The organism is Olleya sp. Ti.3.14 (assembly GCF_038154885.1).
Lineage (GTDB): Bacteria > Bacteroidota > Bacteroidia > Flavobacteriales > Flavobacteriaceae > Olleya.
In genome coordinates this window covers 58,030-76,611 of record NZ_JBAKAO010000008.1, presented here as the reverse complement: position 1 = coordinate 76,611, position 18,582 = coordinate 58,030, and the positions used below count along the sequence as shown (strand labels likewise).

Sequence of the window (18,582 nt, the reverse complement as noted above, 5' to 3'; positions counted from 1 at the left end):
ATTTACTAAATATTGTGTAGATTTATAAAATGTCTGATAAAAGTACTTCATTTTCAATAAAAAACTGGTCTCAGGACGATCAACCTAGAGAAAAACTGCTTTACAAAGGTAAAGTCGCCTTAAGTGATGCCGAGTTGGTTGCCATTTTAATAGGATCTGGGAATAGACAAGAAAGTGCTGTTGCTTTATGTAAGCGTATTCTAGCGTCTACAGACAATAATTTAAGCCAATTAGGAAAACTGACCATAAAACAATTAATGGAGTTTAAGGGAATTGGAGAAGCCAAAGCAATAACTATTATTGCAGCTTTGGAGTTAGGACGTAGACGTAGAGGAGGAGAAGCACTAGAAAGAAAGAAGATAACCTCTAGTAAATCTGTATTTGAATTGATGCAACCTATTATTGGCGAGTTACCACATGAAGAGTTTTGGATAATTTATTTAAATAATTCAAATAAAGTAATTCATAAAAGCCAATTAAGTAAAGGTGGAATAACAGGTACATTAGTAGACACTAGATTGGTTTTAAAAACAGCTTTAGAGGTTGGAGCAGTAGGTTTAATATTAACACACAATCATCCTTCCGGAACTTTAAAGCCTAGTCAAGCAGATAAAGACGTGACCTTAAAATTAAAATTAGCAGCGCAAAGTTTAGATATAAAAGTTTTGGATCATTTAATCATTACAGAGCAAAGTTATTTTAGCTTTGCAGATCAATCTATACTGTAATATGCTATTAGTTTATACACATAAAATAACACCTAGAATAAAGTATGTTTTTAAACAAATTTGTACTAGAATTTTAGGAGTACCTGTTAGTTTTACGACAGTTATTGAAGAGTTTATTGCACATGATAGCTTAAAAATGTCTTATACAAGACAGCCTTTAAGTAACGAGATTTTTGTGCGTAGCAATGAGTTGCTATTTGAGCAAGGATTATCAGATATTGATATAACGGTCTTACCTTGGGAAGACACAAAATGTTTTTTTCCAACAGGAGATAAAAGTGCAGTACCATTTGATATTTTTGCAGCCTCTTTTTATTTAATTAGTAGGTATGAAGAATATTTACCACATCTTAAAGACGAGTTTGGACGCTACACAGCAGAAGAGAGTTTAGCATATAAAAATAACTTTTTAGACCAGCCTGTAGTAGATATTTGGGCATATAAATTTAAAGCTATTTTAAAAGCGACTTATCCAGATTTTAGCTTTCCAGAACAAAAGTATACTGTAATTCCTGTTATTGATGTTCCTATGGCTTACGAGTATAAATTAAAAGGAATAATGCGCACTGTAGGAGGTACGTTTAAAGATTTTTTTACTTTTAAATTTAGACGCTTGTACGAGCGTTACTCGGTTTTAACCGGTTTTAAGCGTGATCCATTGGATAATTACAAGTATATTATTAATAAGCAAAAAGCTTCAAAATATAAGTTTGTGTTTTTCTTTTTATTAGGCGATTTTTCAACCTATGATAAAAATATAAATCCTCAAAAGCAAAAGTTTATTTCGTTAATCAAACACATTGCAGATTATTGCAAAATAGGTATCAAGACCTCTTTTTTTGCTTTAACTAATTTGGATTTATTAAAAGAAGAAAAAACAAGAATGGAAGGTATTATAAATAATGCTATAGTGGGTTCTAGACACTCATTTTCTAAAGTTAATTTACCAGAATCTTATCGTAATTTAGTCGAGTTAGAAATCCCAGAAGATTATACCATGGGCTACGTTAATCATTTAGGCTTTAGAGCCGGAACATGTACTCCATTTTTATTTTATGATGTAGATTTTGAAGTGCAAACACCGCTTAAAATTGTACCTTATCAAGCATTAGATTTTGCGTTTTTAAAATATCACTCGTTATTGGATAAACAACAATCTTTAAAAAGATTAATTAAAAGTATCAAAAATGTAAATGGTACTTTTGTACCTGTGTTTCATAACTACACCTTTAATAAACAAGAACGTTGGAAACATTTTAAAACCTTATTCAATATTATTTTAGATGTTAAAAAAAAATAAAGTAGAACATATATTTTTTGATTTAGATCACACGCTTTGGGACTTTGATAAAAACTCTGCTTTAACCTTTGATTTTCTTTTTAAGAAACATGAGGTTAATACTAAATTAGCCGATTTTTTAAAATTTTACGAACCGATAAATCTTAAATATTGGAAACTATATAGAGATGAAAAAGTATCTAAAGACAACTTGCGTTACTATAGATTAAAAGAAACCTTTGATGCATTGCAATTTAGTATTGAAGATGATTTGATTAACACAATATCTGAAGATTATATTAACCATCTAAGCAGTTTTAATCATGTATTTGATGGCACTATAGAGTTGTTGGATTACCTTAAAACCAAGTATAATTTACATATTATTACAAATGGATTTAAGGAAGCACAAAACAATAAATTAAAAGGATCTAAGTTAGATCATTATTTTACTACAGTTACAAGTGCAGAGGTTGCAGGTGTTAAAAAACCTAACCCTCAAATTTTTAACTTTGCATTAAAGTTAGCTAATGCCAATTCCTCTAACAGTATCATGATAGGAGATAATTATGAAGCAGATATTTTAGGCGCATTAGATATTGGATTGGATGCCATTTGTTTTAATTATCATAAAGCAGAAATTAGTCCAGAAATTAAGGTTGTTAATCATTTATTAGACATTAAAAAATATTTATAATTATGAAAATTTCAAATAAAGTAAGTGTAATTGTAATCATGTTAGTAAGCTTACTAACAAGTGTTAACGCACAAGACAAGTTAAATAATTACAAGTATGTTGTAGTGGCTAATCAATTTGATTTTCAGTCAGAACCTGATCAATATAGATTAAATGGTTTGACTACGTTTTTATTGCAAAAACAAAATTTCACTGTATTTAGTAATACCGATGTTTTACCAGACGACGCTATAGCTAATGGTTGTTTAGTATTGTATGCAACATTAAAAAATTCATCTTCATTATTTAAGACCAAAGTAAACGTCCAATTTGAAAACTGTAAAAAAGAAATTGTTTTTACTTCGGATATTGGCGAGTCTAGAGATAAAAAGTACATCGTAGCCTATAACGAAGCAACTCGTAATGCATTTAATACCTTTTCAAGTTTTGAGCACACCTACAAAGCGACAACAGAAAATAGTACAAAAACGCAAGTGGAAGCGCTAAAACAAGAAATAGAAACCTTAAAAGCTAATAAAGTAATAGAAGAGAGTCCTAAAGTAACTACTAAAGATGATACTAAAGATGAGGTTGTTAAAGCAACCAATACAGCTGTCAAATCCAATAGTAATTTAGAAGCAGCTACTACAGTAGATAACACCTTAAAAGCGCAATTAATAACAGGATCTGTATTTAGTTATAATCTATTAGACGCAAATAACACTGTCGTTTATACTATTCTATTTTCGGGTAAAGAGGATTATTACATTGTAAAAGGACAAGACGCTTTAATCTATAAAATGAATAATCAATGGGTTTTGGCACACTACGTTAATAATGACCTACAGATAAAGGCAATTAATATTAAGTTTTAATAACCATATTTTTCCTTCCAACGTGATCTTAAAAAGTCGCGTTGGGCATTTTCCCTAGCATTATTTCCTGGGTCGTACAACTTAGTATTACTAACCTCTTTTGGTAAAAACTCTTGACTAGCAAAATTATTTTCATAATTATGGCTGTACTTGTAGTCTTCGCCATAACCAATTTCTTTCATTAATTTAGTTGGTGCATTTCTAATATTTAAAGGCACACTTAAATCTCCAGTTTGTTTAACCAATTGTTGAGCATGGTTAATAGCCATATAAGCAGCATTACTTTTTGGTGAACTTGCTAAATAAGTGGCACATTGACTTAATATAATTCTAGACTCAGGGTAACCAATCGTGCTTACAGCCTGAAACGTTGTATTAGCCATAACCAATGCAGTAGGATTAGCATTACCAATATCTTCACTAGCCAAAATTAGCATACGTCTAGCAATAAACTTTACATCCTCACCACCTTCAACCATTCTAGCCAAATAATACACAGCAGCATTTGGGTCGCTACCTCTAATGGATTTTATAAAAGCAGATACAATATCATAATGCTGCTCTCCAGTTTTATCATAACGCACAGTATTGTTTTGTACCTTGTCTAAAACCATAGCATCTGTAATTGTAATAATAGGTTTATCCTCACTATTAACAACCAGTTCAAAGATGTTTAAAAGTTTTCTAGCGTCACCACCTGACAAACGCAATAAAGCACTCGTTTCATTAAGTTTTATAGTCTTTTTAGATAAGTAGTCGTCTTTTTCAATCGCACGCTTTAAAAGGTCCTCTAAATCACTTTTTTCAAAAGCTTTTAAAATATAAACCTGACAGCGTGACAATAATGCCGATATTACCTCAAAACTTGGATTTTCAGTCGTTGCACCAATTAACGTCACCCAACCCTTTTCTACAGCTTGTAACAAACTATCTTGCTGTGATTTGCTAAATCTATGAATCTCATCAATAAACAAAATTGGATTTTTAGCAGTAAATAAACCACCACTATTTTTAGCCTTCTCAATAACCTCTCGCACATCTTTAACACCAGAGCTAATTGCACTTAAAGTATAAAAAGGACGCTTAGAGGTTTGCGCAATAATATTAGCCAACGTTGTTTTTCCAATACCAGGAGGTCCCCAAAGTATCATACTAGGTATAATGCCTTGATTAATATGACTGGTTAAAGTCCCGTTTGGACCTACTAAATGTGACTGACTTATGTAGTCGTCTAAAGTTTGTGGACGTAATCGTTCTGCTAAAGGCGTGTTCATAACTGTAAAATTAAATTAATTTTTGTTTAGGCGTGTCTTTTTTGCGCATTCTTAACAAAAAAGTCAGACTTTCATTACTCAATCTTTTTGTTAAGGCAAAAAGGATTTTAAACAGACCATTCAATTACGAAGTCATCACGATTTCTTTCAAAATAGTATTCAGGAGTAATCCATCACGCAACAACCGACTGACATTATTGCAAGACATTAAAAGTGGTTAACTATTTGCTATATTTATTGCAAATGAAACAAGAAGAACCTTTTACATTCACCTTAGATGTTTTAATCTATCCAATAGCATTTGTAATTCTACTATGGTTAATTTTTGCTATCGAAATTAGGTTTGGATTTTCCCTTAATTTTTTAGGCATCTATCCTCAAAAAATAACAGGATTAATAGGCGTGATTTGCAGTCCGTTTATACATTCTGGGATTTCCCATTTATGGCATAATACCATACCTTTATTTGTGTTAAGTACAGCCTTGTTTTATTTTTATAGACCTATCGCGTTTAAAGTACTGTTGTATGGCGTACTATTATCTGGTTTTTTAACCTGGTGCATTGGTAGACCATCATACCATATAGGAGCAAGCGGATTAATTTATGTATTAGCTAGTTTTGTTTTTTTTAAAGGTGTTTTTGCTAAACACTATAGGCTAATTGCATTGTCTTTACTAGTTGCTTTTTTATATGGTAGTATGATATGGAATACTATTCCTTTGGAGGAAGGTATCTCTTGGGAAGGTCATTTAAGTGGTTTAATCGTGGGATTAGTATTTGCTTTATTTTTTAGAAAACAAATAGCAAAACCTAAAAGATATGTTTGGGAAGAACCCGATTACAACGAAGACGATGACGAGTTTTTAAAACATTTTGATGAAAACGGTAATTTTATAGAAACCATAGTAGAGGAGGAGCTACCTGAAAACAATCTTCCAGAAGTAACGCTTCCTGTTACTATTAGTTATACTTATAAAAAAAATAAAGAGTTATAGACGTTGTCTTACCGCTTCATATAAAAAAGCGCCACAAGCTACACTCACATTTAAAGACTCTATTTCACCCAGCAAAGGTAGTTTAGCTTTTTCATTAGCTATTTTTAATATAGATGGATTTATACCACGACCTTCAGATCCCATTATAATAGCACATGGCTCTTTAAACGAAACATCAAATAAGGTGTTATCTGTTTTCTCTGTAGCAGCAATAACTTTAATATCTGAAGCTTGCAGAAAAAACACAGCGTCTTTAATGTGGTCCACTCTACAAATAGGCACTTTAAATACTGCACCAGCACTTGTTTTAATAGTATCACCATTTACAGGAGCTGCACCTTTACTTTGTATTATTATTCCGTCTACTCCAGTACATTCTGCAGTACGTATTATAGCACCAAAGTTTCTAACATCACTAAGTTGATCTAATAATAAAAAAAGCGGAGTTGTATTTTTTTTAGACACCATGTCAAACAATTCCTCAATATCATAAAACTTAACAGGAGCAATTTGTGCAACAGCACCTTGGTGATTGTTTTTTGTTAATCTATTTAATTTTTCAACCGGAACGTAAGACGAGTTAACTCTCTTGTCCTTTAATACTGTTTCTAATTCTTGAAACAAGTCGCCTTTTAGTCCTTTTTGTAAAAAGACTTTATCTACATGTTCGCCAGCATTTAAAGCTTCAATAATAGCTCTAAGTCCAAATATCTGAGTTGTTTTATCCATGTCGCAAAGGTATAAAAAAAGAGCCTGATATAAATCAGGCTCTTTTAAATTTATTAATTAAGGTTTAATTACTCTGCAGCAACAACCTCATCATCTGCATTTTTTAATATGTATTTACCACCAACAACACTTAATGTTCCTAGTAATACTTGACCATTCCCACCAGCAGCACTTTGTGGGCTGTTAGAAAAGTAAGTTGCAGGGAAATCAATGCTAGCATTGAATGTTCCAACGTGATTTATAGTTAAAGTAAATGGTAAAGCAAAATCTCCATCTAAGATTTCATTTTCATCTGCATCTAAACCTAAATCTACTTCATATAAGTCAGCAACGATTACGTAATCACCATCAGCTAAAGGACCTCCTGGAGCTGTTGTGTTTCCTGGATTAGCAGCTGCGTTTGCAGCACTAATTTCTTCTGGGCAACTTGCCCATGAGAACCAAGAACCTAAGTAAAAATCGTAATCTATTAAGTTACATAATGAGTCAGTATGATCAACAGTTTCGTCATCTAAATCAGTTTCAAGTATTTTTTGCTCGATAGTAACATAACTTACTGTTTTGTCAAAATCCATTACAGCAACTAACTCATCACTAACATAGTTAGTAACTTCTAAGTCAATAAAGATAGCTCCACCTGCAGCTAATCCATTTTTGTTATCAGCACTTGTTAATTTAAATCTTAAATTTTCAGTACCTTCTTTTAAAACGTCTTGTACAGCAGTAATGTTAAAAGTATGGTTTTCTGCATATGCAGGAAATTCAACTTTGTAACCAAACGCTCCAAAACCATCATCCACAGATGTTGCACCAACTGGTAAACCATCTGCATCACTTACTATATAGTCAGAGTTAGAACCACCAGAAACTAATTCTAGTTTAAAGTCCATTTCTTCTTTATAAGTAGCATCTGTTGTTAAAGAAACAGTAATTGTTTCTCCTTCCATTATACTAGTAGCAGATTGCCCTGTCATAGATACAGTAGGCTTATCTGTAGTAGTGTAATTTACATCATCATTAACACATGATGTAAGCGCTACAACAGTACATGATAATAATATATTTTTAATGTATTTCATCGTCTTATATTTTTTATTGTAAAGTTAATATCCAAGTACTTCCAGAATATATAGGTCCAGCAGATCCACCAATACCAAATTCAGGGAATACTAATTGTCCTGTAGCTTGGTCAACATAACCTGGACTACCTTGGATAATTTCGTTAGAAAATTGCCATTCAGTAAAGATTAAGTTACCTGCACAAGCATAGAAGTAAGACTTGTAAGTGTTGTTTGGCCATCCAAACATACTATTTAATTCATAGTTACCAGCTCCTAAGTGTACAATCGTGTGGTTAGCAGGTGTTGCATAGTTTACACTATACGTTCCAGCTAAGTCAGTACGACATAATTGTAATCTTACTAAAGTAGATTCTAATTGCTCAGAAATTACTACGTTATCAACTGTAACTAATGTTTTTAGGTTTACAACAAAAACAGTAGTTTTTGCATTATCTAAAGCATCATTATTAACTTTAATTGGAATTAAATCAAATGTTGAGTTAGCAGGTATAGTTGTTTCTAAAGTAGTATCTACCCAGTCAAAATGTGTTCCAGGAACAGCTATAGGATATTTTCTAACATCATCACTTGGATCAAGTGGTGTATTGTTAATATCTAACATTGTTTCTAGATCAGCTAATTCATCATCAGATATTTTTAAATCTGCAAATGTTCCAATCTCGTAAGACATAGTGATCGTTGATCCTGAAGGTTGACCTGATTGTCCACCGATAAGGTGAACAGGAATATCAAAATCAAACTGAGCACCTGGCTCTTCAACAAAGTTCCCTAAGTTATCGGCAGTTTTAAAACCAACGACTAAAGGACCGTTAAATGTTTCATTGTCTACATCAATCTCGTCATCAACGATACATGATGCTAAAAGCGAGCAGCTTAATACTGCTAACAAATAAGTTCTTAAATTTTTCATTTCTTTTCTTTTTTATAGTTTATTGTGCCCAGAATGGTCCTGTTGCAAATGCTTGCGCACTACTTACTGGAGGAACATTAGAAGCATTTGATATTAACTCAGACGAAGGATATAATAATCTTTTTGGTCTAGTTGAAGATTGCGCAGTTGTAGCTAAAGGTATTCCTGCAGGATATCCAGTTCTTGTAAACTCGATATAAGATTCCATACCATTAATTCCATTTAAAGCAACCCATTTTTGTCTCATGATAGCCTCAGTTTTTTCAGCATCAGTTCCAGCCCATCCAATAGTTGGAGCAGTTGGGTTATAAGTAGATGAATCTAATCCAAATAAGTTGAAAGACGCATCAATACCAGCTTGGAAAGATGTTTGAGCATCACCACTTAATTTACCTAATAATTGTGCTTCAGCTTGTAATAAGAAAGATTCAGCAGCAGTCATTAAATAACCATCTTGAGCAGAGTTTATTACTAAACCAGGTCCAATTGGAGAAAGACTTTCTGGAGATTGAGTACCATCAAAACCTTGAGTATGTCCAACGTATTGGTCATCATCGTTTAATCCGTAAAGTGCAGTTAATCTTGCATCTGGTACAGCTCCTGGGAAGTTACCTTTTAAGAACTCAATAGCGTAGTCAGAACCTCTGTAGAAGTTATAACTAACTGACGTAGACTCGTCATTTGAGAACATTAAAGCGTAAAATGGATTTTGTTGTGCAACTTGTCCATCAGAATATCCTGGATTGATTTTAGCATCTACAGCGATAAAATTACTTCCATCTAATGCAGCAAACTGCGCATCTAAGTAAGTTGCTAATTCAGCATCATTTCCTAAAGTATAAGCTTTAGTTGCTTGTCTTAATAACATTCTTAATTTAATAGTGTTACCTAAAGTAGTCCAACTAGACATTGCACCACCATAAACGATATCTTCAGATCCTACAGCTACAGCTGATCCAGAAGAAGCTATTAAAGCAATTGCTTCATCAATTTCAGTTACTAAAGATCTGTAGATTGTAGCGTCATCATCATAAGTAGGCGTTAAGTTATCAATTCCTTTGTGTGCTTCTGTATAAGGGATATCACCATATAAATCTACTAAATACTGAAAGTAATATGCTTTCATAATTTTAGCAATAGCTTTATGGTTGTTATACTCACTACCATCGTAATCTATGATTGCTTGAAAGTTAGCAGTCGTTAAATAAAGACCATCGTAAATGTCATCGTAAAACCCGTTATCAATCGCTAATGAGAACTCTTCAGAGAAACCACCTGTAAAAGCATTTACGTTAGCTCCCCATCTGTTCATCATTACGTTTCCTAGAATGTTCATTCTTCTAGCTTGTTGTCTGTACGTTGATGCTAATGCACCTGCTAATACTAAATCAGGCGTTACAACATCTGCAGATGGACTATTTGGATTGTCATTGATATCCAAATAATTACTACATGACATAGTAATTGTAAGAATTACTAATAATATAATATTAAATTTTGTTTTCATCTTTGAATTTTATTAAAAAGTTAAATTAACACTTAGTCCGTAACTTCTAGTTGCTGGATATTGTCCAGATACACTTAAACCTTGAGCATTTCCTGTAGTGTTAGAGAATTCTGGATCAGCATATCCTCTGTTTTCTTTAGGTAATACAACAAACGGGTTTCTTGCATTTACACCTACTCTTACTGAGCTAAATCCAATAGCATCTAAAGCTTTTTGGTTAAGGCTATAACTTAATGAAAGCTCTCTTACTTTAAATGCAGTAGCATCTAATACAAAGTTTTCTGATACATCTCTATATTCATTAGAAAAATAATCTAAGTAGTTAGCGTAAGTAGTTCCACCAGTAACAACGTTTGTGTTAGCAGCATAAACTCCTGGAGAAGTTTCGATTGCAGAGTTAGGGAAAATAAATCCTCTTCTTCCGTTTTCAGCAGATTCTACTAAGTGTCCACTCCAAGATAACCAGTCTTTAGTACCAGCCCAGAATTGACCTCCTGTTCTGTAATCAAATACACCTGCTAATCTAAATCCTTTATAAGTTAAAGAAGTACTTAAACCTAATACATAATCAGGGTTTGCAACTCCTAAGTTAATAAATTCAGCTGTTTTTAATGGGTTTCCAGTAGAAGGGTCAATTAATACACGTCCATTAGGATCTCTTTGGTAACCTGTACCTTTAATTAAAGGGAAAGCTTCACCTACTGTAGCGAATATACCTACATCTGCATTTCCGTTTCCTAATGAAACTTCATCAGTGTTGTCAGATACTTTCTTAACGATTGTTTCATCAGAAGCAATGTTAAAGTTTAAGTCCCATCTGAAGTTATCATTTCTGATTGGCGTAAGACCTAAGTCAATTTCATAACCTTTAGTTTCAGTTTCTCCAATGTTAATTGTAGATTGAGTTAATCCTGAAGCAGTTGATGAAGTAACGTTTGTTACTAAGTCAGTGTTATTTGTTACATAGTAAGAGGCGTTAAGTGTTACACGGTCTCCTTTAAAGAATGCTAGGTTTAAACCTATCTCTTTGTTAGTAATAAACTCATTAACTAAGTTTGGATCTGCTACGCTTGTATCTACACCAAAAGAGTTAAGACCTCCAAAAGGGAATCCACCTACTTGGTTGTAAGTATTGTTGATTTCATATGTTCCTACACGGTCGTTACCAACTCTTGCGTAGTTAGCTGAAATTTTAGCATAGTTTAAAACATCTCCTTTTAATTCTGGGAATGCTTTAGTTGGGATGAAAGATAAACCTGCACTTGGGTAGAAGAAAGAGTTGTTATCACTATTTAATCTTGAAGTCCAGTCATTTCTACCTGTTAAAGTAGCAAATAAGAAATCTTTATATCCTAAATCCACACTTGCAAATACAGCATAACTTCTACTTCTAAAAGAGCTGTTAGATACTGTTGGTGTTCCTGTAATGTTATCAATGTTGTAGAAACCTGGAATTGTTAAGTTACTACCTGCTACACTTGTTAATGTAGATAAGTTATCTTGTATGTTGTTACCTAATGTTGCTTTTAAAGAAACATCATCACTTAACATATAATCAAAGTTTAAGAAAATATCGTTGTAGATATTCTTAGACTCTTGGTTGTTTGTACTAAAGTTAGATACAGTAGAGTGGTCTCCACCACCAACACCTAAAAGGTCAGTATATCCGTTAGTATAACCTAAGAAGTTGCTGCTAAAAGTTCTTAAACTTGAAAGAGAACTTACGTTAATGTTATCGTTAATTTGGTATTTTAAATTGATGATACCGTTAAAACGATCAGACTCATTGTTGTTTCTGATGTTATCTCTCATCCAATATGGGCTTCTATAGTAAGATGTCCAGTGGTATTGATTTAAAGGTTGAGAAAACTGTCCAACAGGAATGTTAGTTGCAGTTTGTAATAACTCTGTAAATAAAGCAGAAGTAGTAGTACTTGTTTTAGAGTTAACATAGTTAATGTTACCACCTAATTCCCATTTTCCGATTGTTTTACCAGCCTTAAATAAGATGTTTGTTCTACCTAATTCATCTCCATCTACAACAAAATCAGTGTTTTGTCTGTTAACAGATAATAAAGCGTAAGATGTTGCATCTCCACCTGAGATAGAAACTCCTGTTTGCTTAATTGTACCTGTTTTAAAGAAATCTTTAATATTGTCTTCAATAGCAGAATATGGTGCCATAATGTAAGATCCATCAGCTTGCGCTAAACCTACAGGCATTATTGATCCATCAAATTCTGGACCCCATCCTCCGTTTTCATAAGCTACGTGACCACCATTCCAACCTTGACCGTACTTAGTCTGTCTTTTTGGTAAGAAAGAAACTGACTCAAATTGAATTGAGCTGTTAAAATCAATTTTGATTTTTTCATCACTAGTTCCTCTTTTAGTAGTAACGATGATTACACCATTTGCTCCTTGAGAACCGTAAAGTGCACTACCTCCAGCTCCTTTAATAACGTTTGTAGATGCAATGATTTCAGGCGAAAGATTTGCTAAAGTATTTGCTGAAGAAATCGCTCCATCAATTACAATTAACGCTTCGTTACTACCTGTTAACGATCTGTTACCTCTTAATACAATACGAGTTGATTGATTAACACCATTATTAGTTGTGTTAATTTTTAATCCTGATACTTTACCAGCTAAACTCTGTATTACGTTAGGGTTAGAAGCCTGTGTCAGCACTTCTGCGTCTACAGTTTCAGTAGCAGCAGTAAGCTCATCCGCTTTTCTTTCAATACCTAAAACGGTAATTACTACTTCGTCAAGAGCATTATCTGGCTCAAGGCTTACATTAATACTGTTACTAGCACCAACTTTTACTTCTTTAGTACCGTAACCAACATAACTAAATGTTAAAACACCACCAGTTGTTACACCAATAGAGTAATTACCATCAAAATCTGTTGTCGTTCCTTGAGAAGTTCCTTTAACTACAATAGTTGCCGAAGGTAAAGGCAATCCATTTTCGTCAGAAACAACTCCTGAAACTGTTTTGTCTTGTGCGAACGATAGTTGCACAACAAACGCTAGAAATAGCGTTAAAATTCCACTAAACTTTGTTTTCATTTTATAATTTATTTGAATTAGTCTATGCCAAAAATCATAATAAAAAGTTAATTAAACAATATTTATTGGTTAAAATTTCATTTTTTTTTTGAAATATTCAATAATAACATAAGTTTTACCTAAAAATTAGCAGTTAAACTTAGGTGTATCTTAGAATTTGAGAATTTTACTGTTTCATTTTCAGTCTTACCATTAGCGTATATAAAACGTAGTAATCCGCTGTTTGTTAATACGCCAAATCCAAAGCCAAAACCTATAAGATTTTCATTTTGGTTTAGTAGTTGGTTTTTAAAGTTGGCATAGTCTAAAACTGTATTTACAAACACGCCTTCGCTTAACGTGTACCTATATTCTGTCATTAGCATATTAAGGCTGTTTGCACTTAGGCTGTTTTCGGTAAAACCTCTAATGTTATTTATTCCTCCAAACCTATATAGCTCGTTGTCAAAATAATTATCAGATTCAAGTCTATGTATCAGTGCTTTAGTATAAATACTGTTGGTGTGATTTAATTTAAATATGTGCTCTCCAATAATGGTTATTAAGGTTTGCTTAGTGTTGTTTGTGGTTGTTTTTCTAGAACCTGTTCCAAGCTCTAAGCTTAAATCGGTTTTTGTTCTGAAAATTCTTTCTGCGTTTTGTAATGTTTTGTATTGATATTTTATTGTAAAAAGTTGGCTATTAAAGTCGGTGATGTTAGTAAAATCTTCGGTGTTTAATAAATTGCTCGATTCGGTGGATTCAATTCCTGCATATATGCGATTAGCGTCGTTTAATTGGTAGTAAAGGTTTCCTTTTTGTTTTGTATTTATAAAAGAAGAGTCTCGTTTTATAATTTGTAACGATGCTTCAATACCTATTGGCGATGAAAATACGTAAGGCAGAGTGGTCGTAAGATTGAAATTTTTTTGGTCACTTTCATCGCTCTTGTAATTTAGGTACAAGGTTTCTCCGTAATTTAAATTATTATTTAAGCTTAAATCAAGGTATCCGTTAAATTCAATTTTATTTGTGTTTTCGTTTGTGGTAAATCCAATGTATCCATCAAAATTGTTGCTGGTTAGTTTTTCTAAATAAAGATATAGGTGAGTGGAATCTTTAGTAAATAATATTTCAGGACTTTTTGATTGTCTTGCAAAACTTAAATTGTTTAATGATTTTGTTTTTTTATTAATGGCTTCAATATTAAAGGTCTTGTTTTTATTAATTTTTAAAAAACGTTTTAAAAAGGACTTCGGGAATTTTTCGTATCCTTTAATTACTATTTTATCAAGACTTCTTTTATTGTCGTCATCGCTAATTATAAGTTTAGCAGTTAATGTGTTTTGATCACGACTAATTATGTCGCTTAGTTTTAATGTCGAAAAAGGGTTGCCTTCTGAGGCTATTATTTTATTGTACTTTATAAGTTCGTTTTCTATATTGTTGTAAGGAATTATGACTTCGTTGTCTTTGGTTATTTTTAAATTCAATTTTGAATAATAGGTTTGCTTAGTAATAGAGCTATCTAGTGTTATAGCTAAAAATTCTATTTTGTTATTTAATTGTAGTAAAACTGAAAAAACTGAGTCTTTATTTTCTTTAATACTAAAAAGTGTGTTATTAATATAACCGTTCTTCTTAAGTTTATTTTGAAATAGTGTTATTTCATCTTTTAATAATTGTAAGGTTTCGTGTTTTTTAGTGTAATCATAAAATGAAATTATTTTATCATCTTTTGAGTCAACTCCAGAAATATTTAGAACTAATTGTTGGCTCCAACTAAATTGAAATAGTAGAATAAAAAGTATTGATGTTACTGTTTTTAGATTCAAGATGTGATAATTATATTTTAGATGATAAAATAACGCAAAAATCTTACTATATAATATGGTGCTTTGATTTATTTTTAAATTCTATTGAAAATTAATGTGTTATGATTTGATTAATTAAATATAATCACTACATTTGCACCCCTCTTAAAGAGAGGTAACATAAAATTATATTAAAGTTATATGCCAACAATTTCACAATTAGTACGAAAAGGAAGAGCCAAAATAACCAAGAAGAGTAAATCGGCTGCTTTAGATTCGTGTCCTCAAAGACGTGGTGTGTGTACTCGTGTTTATACAACGACACCTAAAAAACCTAACTCAGCAATGCGTAAGGTGGCAAGGGTTCGTTTAACAAACGGAAACGAAGTAAATGCATACATCGGTGGAGAAGGTCACAATTTACAAGAGCACTCGATAGTATTGGTTAGAGGTGGAAGGGTAAAAGATTTACCAGGAGTTAGATATCACATCGTTCGTGGTGCTTTAGACACAGCAGGTGTTGCAGGTAGAACACAACGTAGATCTAAGTATGGTGCAAAACGCCCTAAAAGTTAATTAAAAACTTAAGAAGAAGACATGAGAAAAAGAGCAGCGAAAAAAAGACCGCTTTTACCAGATCCTCGCTTTAACGATCAGTTAGTAACTAGATTTGTTAACATGATGATGTGGGACGGAAAGAAGTCTGTAGCCTTTAAAGTGTTTTATGATGCAATTGACATCGTAGATACAAAGAAGACAGACGAAGAAAAAACAGCTTTAGAAATTTGGAAAGATGCGTTATCAAACGTTATGCCTCACGTAGAAGTACGTAGTCGTAGAGTTGGAGGAGCAACATTTCAAATACCTAATCCAATACGTGCAGATCGTAAGGTTTCAACTGCAATGAAATGGTTAATTAGTTATTCTCGTAAGAGAAACGAAAAATCTATGGCATTGCGTTTAGCATCAGAAATTTTAGCAGCAGCTAAAGAAGAAGGAGCAGCAGTTAAAAAACGTGTAGATACTCACAAGATGGCTGAGGCAAACAAAGCATTCTCTCACTTTAGATTTTAATAAGACATGGCTAGAGATTTAAAATATACAAGAAACATTGGAATTGCAGCTCATATTGATGCAGGTAAAACTACAACAACAGAGCGTGTTCTTTATTATACAGGTGTTTCGCACAAAATTGGAGAAGTGCATGATGGTGCAGCTACAATGGACTGGATGGAGCAAGAGCAGGAACGTGGTATTACTATTACGTCTGCAGCTACAACTTGTACTTGGAAGTTTCCATTAGAAAATGCAGAACCTACACCAACAACAAAGGATTATCACTTTAACATTATTGATACTCCAGGTCACGTTGATTTTACTGTAGAGGTAAATAGATCTTTACGTGTATTAGATGGTTTAGTATTCTTGTTTAGTGCAGTTGATGGTGTTGAGCCTCAATCTGAAACTAACTGGAGACTTGCAGACAATTATAAAGTGCCAAGAATTGGTTTTGTTAATAAGATGGACCGTCAAGGATCTGACTTTTTAGCTGTTTGTCAACAAGTAAAAGATATGTTGAAGTCTAACGCAGTGCCAATTGTTTTAAACATTGGTGATGAAGAAGATTTTAAAGGTATCATAGATTTAGTAAAAAACCGTGCTATTGTATGGCACGATGAAACTCAAGGAGCAACTTTCGATGTTATCGAAATTCCTGAGGATATGAAAGAAGAAGCTCGTAAATACCGTGCACTTTTAATTGAAGAAGTAGCAAGTTATGACGAGAATCTTTTAGAGAAATTCATGGAAGATGAAGATTCAATTACAGAAGAAGAAGTGCATAAAGCGCTTAGAGCTGCTGTAATGGATATGGCTATCATTCCTATGATTTGTGGTTCAGCTTTTAAAAATAAAGGTGTACAGTTCTTGTTAGATGCTGTATGTCGTTACTTGCCTTCTCCAATGGACAAGGAAGGTATTAAAGGAATGAATCCAGATACTGAAAAAGAAGAATTACGTAAGCCAAGTGTTGACGAACCTTTTGCAGCATTAGCGTTTAAAATTGCAACGGATCCTTTCGTAGGACGTTTAGCATTTTTTAGAGCTTATTCTGGTCGTTTAGATGCAGGTTCTTATGTGTTAAATAATCGTTCTGGTAAAAAAGAACGTATCTCTCGTATCTATCAGATGCATGCTAACAAGCAAAATGCAATTGATTTTATCGAGGCTGGAGATATTGGAGCTGCTGTTGGATTTAAATCTATCAAAACAGGAGATACTTTATCAGACCAAGATCATCCAATCATTTTAGAGTCTATGGACTTCCCAGATCCAGTAATTGGTATCGCGGTTGAGCCTAAAACTAAAGCTGATGTTGATAAATTAGGTATTGGTTTAGCTAAATTAGCAGAAGAAGATCCAACGTTTACAGTGCGTTCAGATGAAGCTTCAGGTCAGACTATTATTTCTGGAATGGGAGAGCTTCACTTAGATGTAATTGTAGATCGTTTAAGACGTGAGTTTAAAGTAGAAGTTAATCAAGGTCAACCTCAAGTTGAATATAAAGAAGCTATTACTGCATCGGCAGATCATAGAGAAGTTTATAAGAAACAATCAGGTGGACGTGGTAAATTTGCCGATATCGTATTTACTGTTGAACCAGCAGACGAAGGTGTTGTTGGATTACAGTTTGAATCTGTAATTAAAGGTGGTAACGTTCCTAAGGAATTTATCCCTTCAATTGAAAAAGGATTTAAGATGGCAATGGTTAACGGTCCATTAGCAGGTTATGAAATCGACTCAATGAAAGTTACTTTGAAAGATGGATCTTACCATGATGTGGATTCTGATCAATTATCTTTTGAGTTGGCTGCTAAGTTAGGATTTAAAAACTGTGCTAAAGCTGCTAAAGCTGTAATAATGGAGCCAATCATGAAGCTTGAGGTAATTACTCCTGAAGAAAATATGGGTGACATTGTTGGAGATTTAAATAGAAGAAGAGGTATGATGGAAGGTATGGGTGATCGTGCTGGAGCTAAGACAATTAAAGCTACTGTGCCATTATCTGAAATGTTTGGTTATGTTACAACATTAAGAACATTATCTTCTGGTAGAGCAACTTCTACAATGGAATTTTCACATTATGCTGAAACTCCTTCTAATATTTCAGAAGAAGTAATTAAGGCTGCTAAAGGCGTTGAATCGTAAATCTTAAAGAAATGAGTCAAAAAATTAGAATAAAATTAAAATCTTACGATCACAATTTAGTAGATAAATCTGCTGAGAAGATTGTAAAGACAGTAAAAAGTACTGGAGCTGTAGTAACTGGACCAATTCCATTACCAACTCATAAAAAAATCTTTACTGTATTACGTTCACCACACGTAAATAAGAAGTCTAGAGAACAATTTCAATTAAGCTCTTACAAGAGATTATTAGATATTTACTCTTCATCTTCAAAGACTATTGACGCTTTAATGAAACTAGAATTACCAAGTGGAGTTGAAGTTGAAATTAAAGTATAAGTAATTTATTCGTTTAAGGATTTTAAGCGAAACATGTCCTAAGCTTCGAGCGAAGGAAAAACGGTAAAAATACAATTCAAGGCTGAAACGTATTTTCAGCCTTGAATATTTTTTAATAAATAGTAATAATAAAT

General features: G+C 33.0%; 16 protein-coding genes. 9 read left to right on the top strand and 7 right to left on the bottom strand.

The annotated features are described in order from the left end of the window. The first annotated feature begins 29 nt into the window (after window positions 1-29). From radC to V6251_RS11705, 4 genes are read left to right on the top strand one after another with little or no spacing between them, the layout of a single operon-like run. Entirely contained in the window at window positions 30-728 is a 699-nt protein-coding gene (gene radC, locus V6251_RS11720) for a RadC family protein (protein WP_145000942.1), read from the top strand. Between the two features lies 1 nt (window position 729). Further along, window positions 730-2,028 carry a polysaccharide deacetylase family protein gene (locus tag V6251_RS11715; protein WP_341588351.1) on the top strand — a complete coding sequence of 433 codons (1,299 nt, stop codon included), beginning with the start codon at window positions 730-732 and terminating at the stop codon, window positions 2,026-2,028. Next, complete coding sequence (locus V6251_RS11710) at window positions 2,012-2,704, top strand: YjjG family noncanonical pyrimidine nucleotidase (protein ID WP_292942460.1); 693 nt, start codon at window positions 2,012-2,014, stop codon at window positions 2,702-2,704. The genes V6251_RS11715 and V6251_RS11710 overlap by 17 nt, the downstream gene beginning before the upstream one ends. Before the next feature lie 2 nt (window positions 2,705-2,706). After that, window positions 2,707-3,558 (top strand): hypothetical protein, encoded by an 852-nt coding sequence (locus V6251_RS11705; RefSeq protein ID WP_341588350.1) that lies wholly within the window; start codon window positions 2,707-2,709, stop codon window positions 3,556-3,558. On the opposite strand, the gene V6251_RS11700 is transcribed toward V6251_RS11705, so the two are convergent. Next, window positions 3,555-4,832: a replication-associated recombination protein A gene (locus V6251_RS11700; RefSeq protein WP_341588349.1), complete on the bottom strand. Its 1,278-nt coding sequence runs from the start codon at window positions 4,830-4,832 to the stop codon at window positions 3,555-3,557. The genes V6251_RS11705 and V6251_RS11700 overlap by 4 nt on opposite strands. A 243-nt stretch (window positions 4,833-5,075) precedes the next feature. Here V6251_RS11700 and V6251_RS11695 point away from each other — a divergent pair, with 243 nt between their 5' ends. Next, a complete protein-coding gene (locus V6251_RS11695) occupies window positions 5,076-5,828 on the top strand; it encodes a rhomboid family intramembrane serine protease (RefSeq protein WP_341588348.1) in 753 nt (250 codons plus the stop codon). Here the strand turns inward: V6251_RS11695 and rlmB are convergent. The 6 genes from rlmB to V6251_RS11665 form a co-directional block, all read right to left on the bottom strand. Next, the gene (rlmB, locus tag V6251_RS11690) at window positions 5,823-6,557 is read right to left on the bottom strand and encodes a 23S rRNA (guanosine(2251)-2'-O)-methyltransferase RlmB (protein ID WP_191100506.1); all 735 of its coding nucleotides are present in this window, start codon (window positions 6,555-6,557) and stop codon (window positions 5,823-5,825) included. The genes V6251_RS11695 and rlmB overlap by 6 nt on opposite strands. A gap of 68 nt (window positions 6,558-6,625) precedes the next feature. Further along, on the bottom strand, window positions 6,626-7,636 hold the full coding sequence (locus V6251_RS11685) for a hypothetical protein (protein ID WP_341588347.1): 1,011 nt from the start codon (window positions 7,634-7,636) through the stop codon (window positions 6,626-6,628). A gap of 13 nt (window positions 7,637-7,649) precedes the next feature. After that, window positions 7,650-8,549 (bottom strand): hypothetical protein, encoded by a 900-nt coding sequence (locus tag V6251_RS11680; RefSeq protein WP_341588346.1) that lies wholly within the window; start codon window positions 8,547-8,549, stop codon window positions 7,650-7,652. Window positions 8,550-8,568: 19 nt separating this feature from the next. Next, a complete protein-coding gene (locus V6251_RS11675) occupies window positions 8,569-10,056 on the bottom strand; it encodes a SusD/RagB family nutrient-binding outer membrane lipoprotein (protein ID WP_341588345.1) in 1,488 nt (495 codons plus the stop codon). Between the two features lie 12 nt (window positions 10,057-10,068). Next, window positions 10,069-13,131: a SusC/RagA family TonB-linked outer membrane protein gene (locus V6251_RS11670; RefSeq protein ID WP_341588344.1), complete on the bottom strand. Its 3,063-nt coding sequence runs from the start codon at window positions 13,129-13,131 to the stop codon at window positions 10,069-10,071. 119 nt (window positions 13,132-13,250) lie between these two features. Continuing rightward, window positions 13,251-14,945 (bottom strand): hypothetical protein, encoded by a 1,695-nt coding sequence (locus tag V6251_RS11665; protein WP_341588343.1) that lies wholly within the window; start codon window positions 14,943-14,945, stop codon window positions 13,251-13,253. Window positions 14,946-15,125: 180 nt separating this feature from the next. On the opposite strand from V6251_RS11665, the gene rpsL reads away from it, so the two are divergent. From rpsL to rpsJ, 4 genes are read left to right on the top strand one after another with little or no spacing between them, the layout of a single operon-like run. Further along, a complete protein-coding gene (rpsL, locus tag V6251_RS11660) occupies window positions 15,126-15,500 on the top strand; it encodes a 30S ribosomal protein S12 (protein ID WP_028283866.1) in 375 nt (124 codons plus the stop codon). A gap of 21 nt (window positions 15,501-15,521) precedes the next feature. After that, complete coding sequence (rpsG, locus tag V6251_RS11655) at window positions 15,522-15,998, top strand: 30S ribosomal protein S7 (protein WP_028283867.1); 477 nt, start codon at window positions 15,522-15,524, stop codon at window positions 15,996-15,998. A 6-nt stretch (window positions 15,999-16,004) separates the two neighbouring features. Next, window positions 16,005-18,131, top strand: a complete 2,127-nt coding sequence (gene fusA / locus V6251_RS11650) for an elongation factor G (protein WP_341588342.1) — start codon at window positions 16,005-16,007, stop codon at window positions 18,129-18,131. Window positions 18,132-18,142: 11 nt separating this feature from the next. Then, window positions 18,143-18,448 carry a 30S ribosomal protein S10 gene (rpsJ, locus tag V6251_RS11645; RefSeq protein ID WP_010181931.1) on the top strand — a complete coding sequence of 102 codons (306 nt, stop codon included), beginning with the start codon at window positions 18,143-18,145 and terminating at the stop codon, window positions 18,446-18,448. Window positions 18,449-18,582 lie beyond the last annotated feature (134 nt).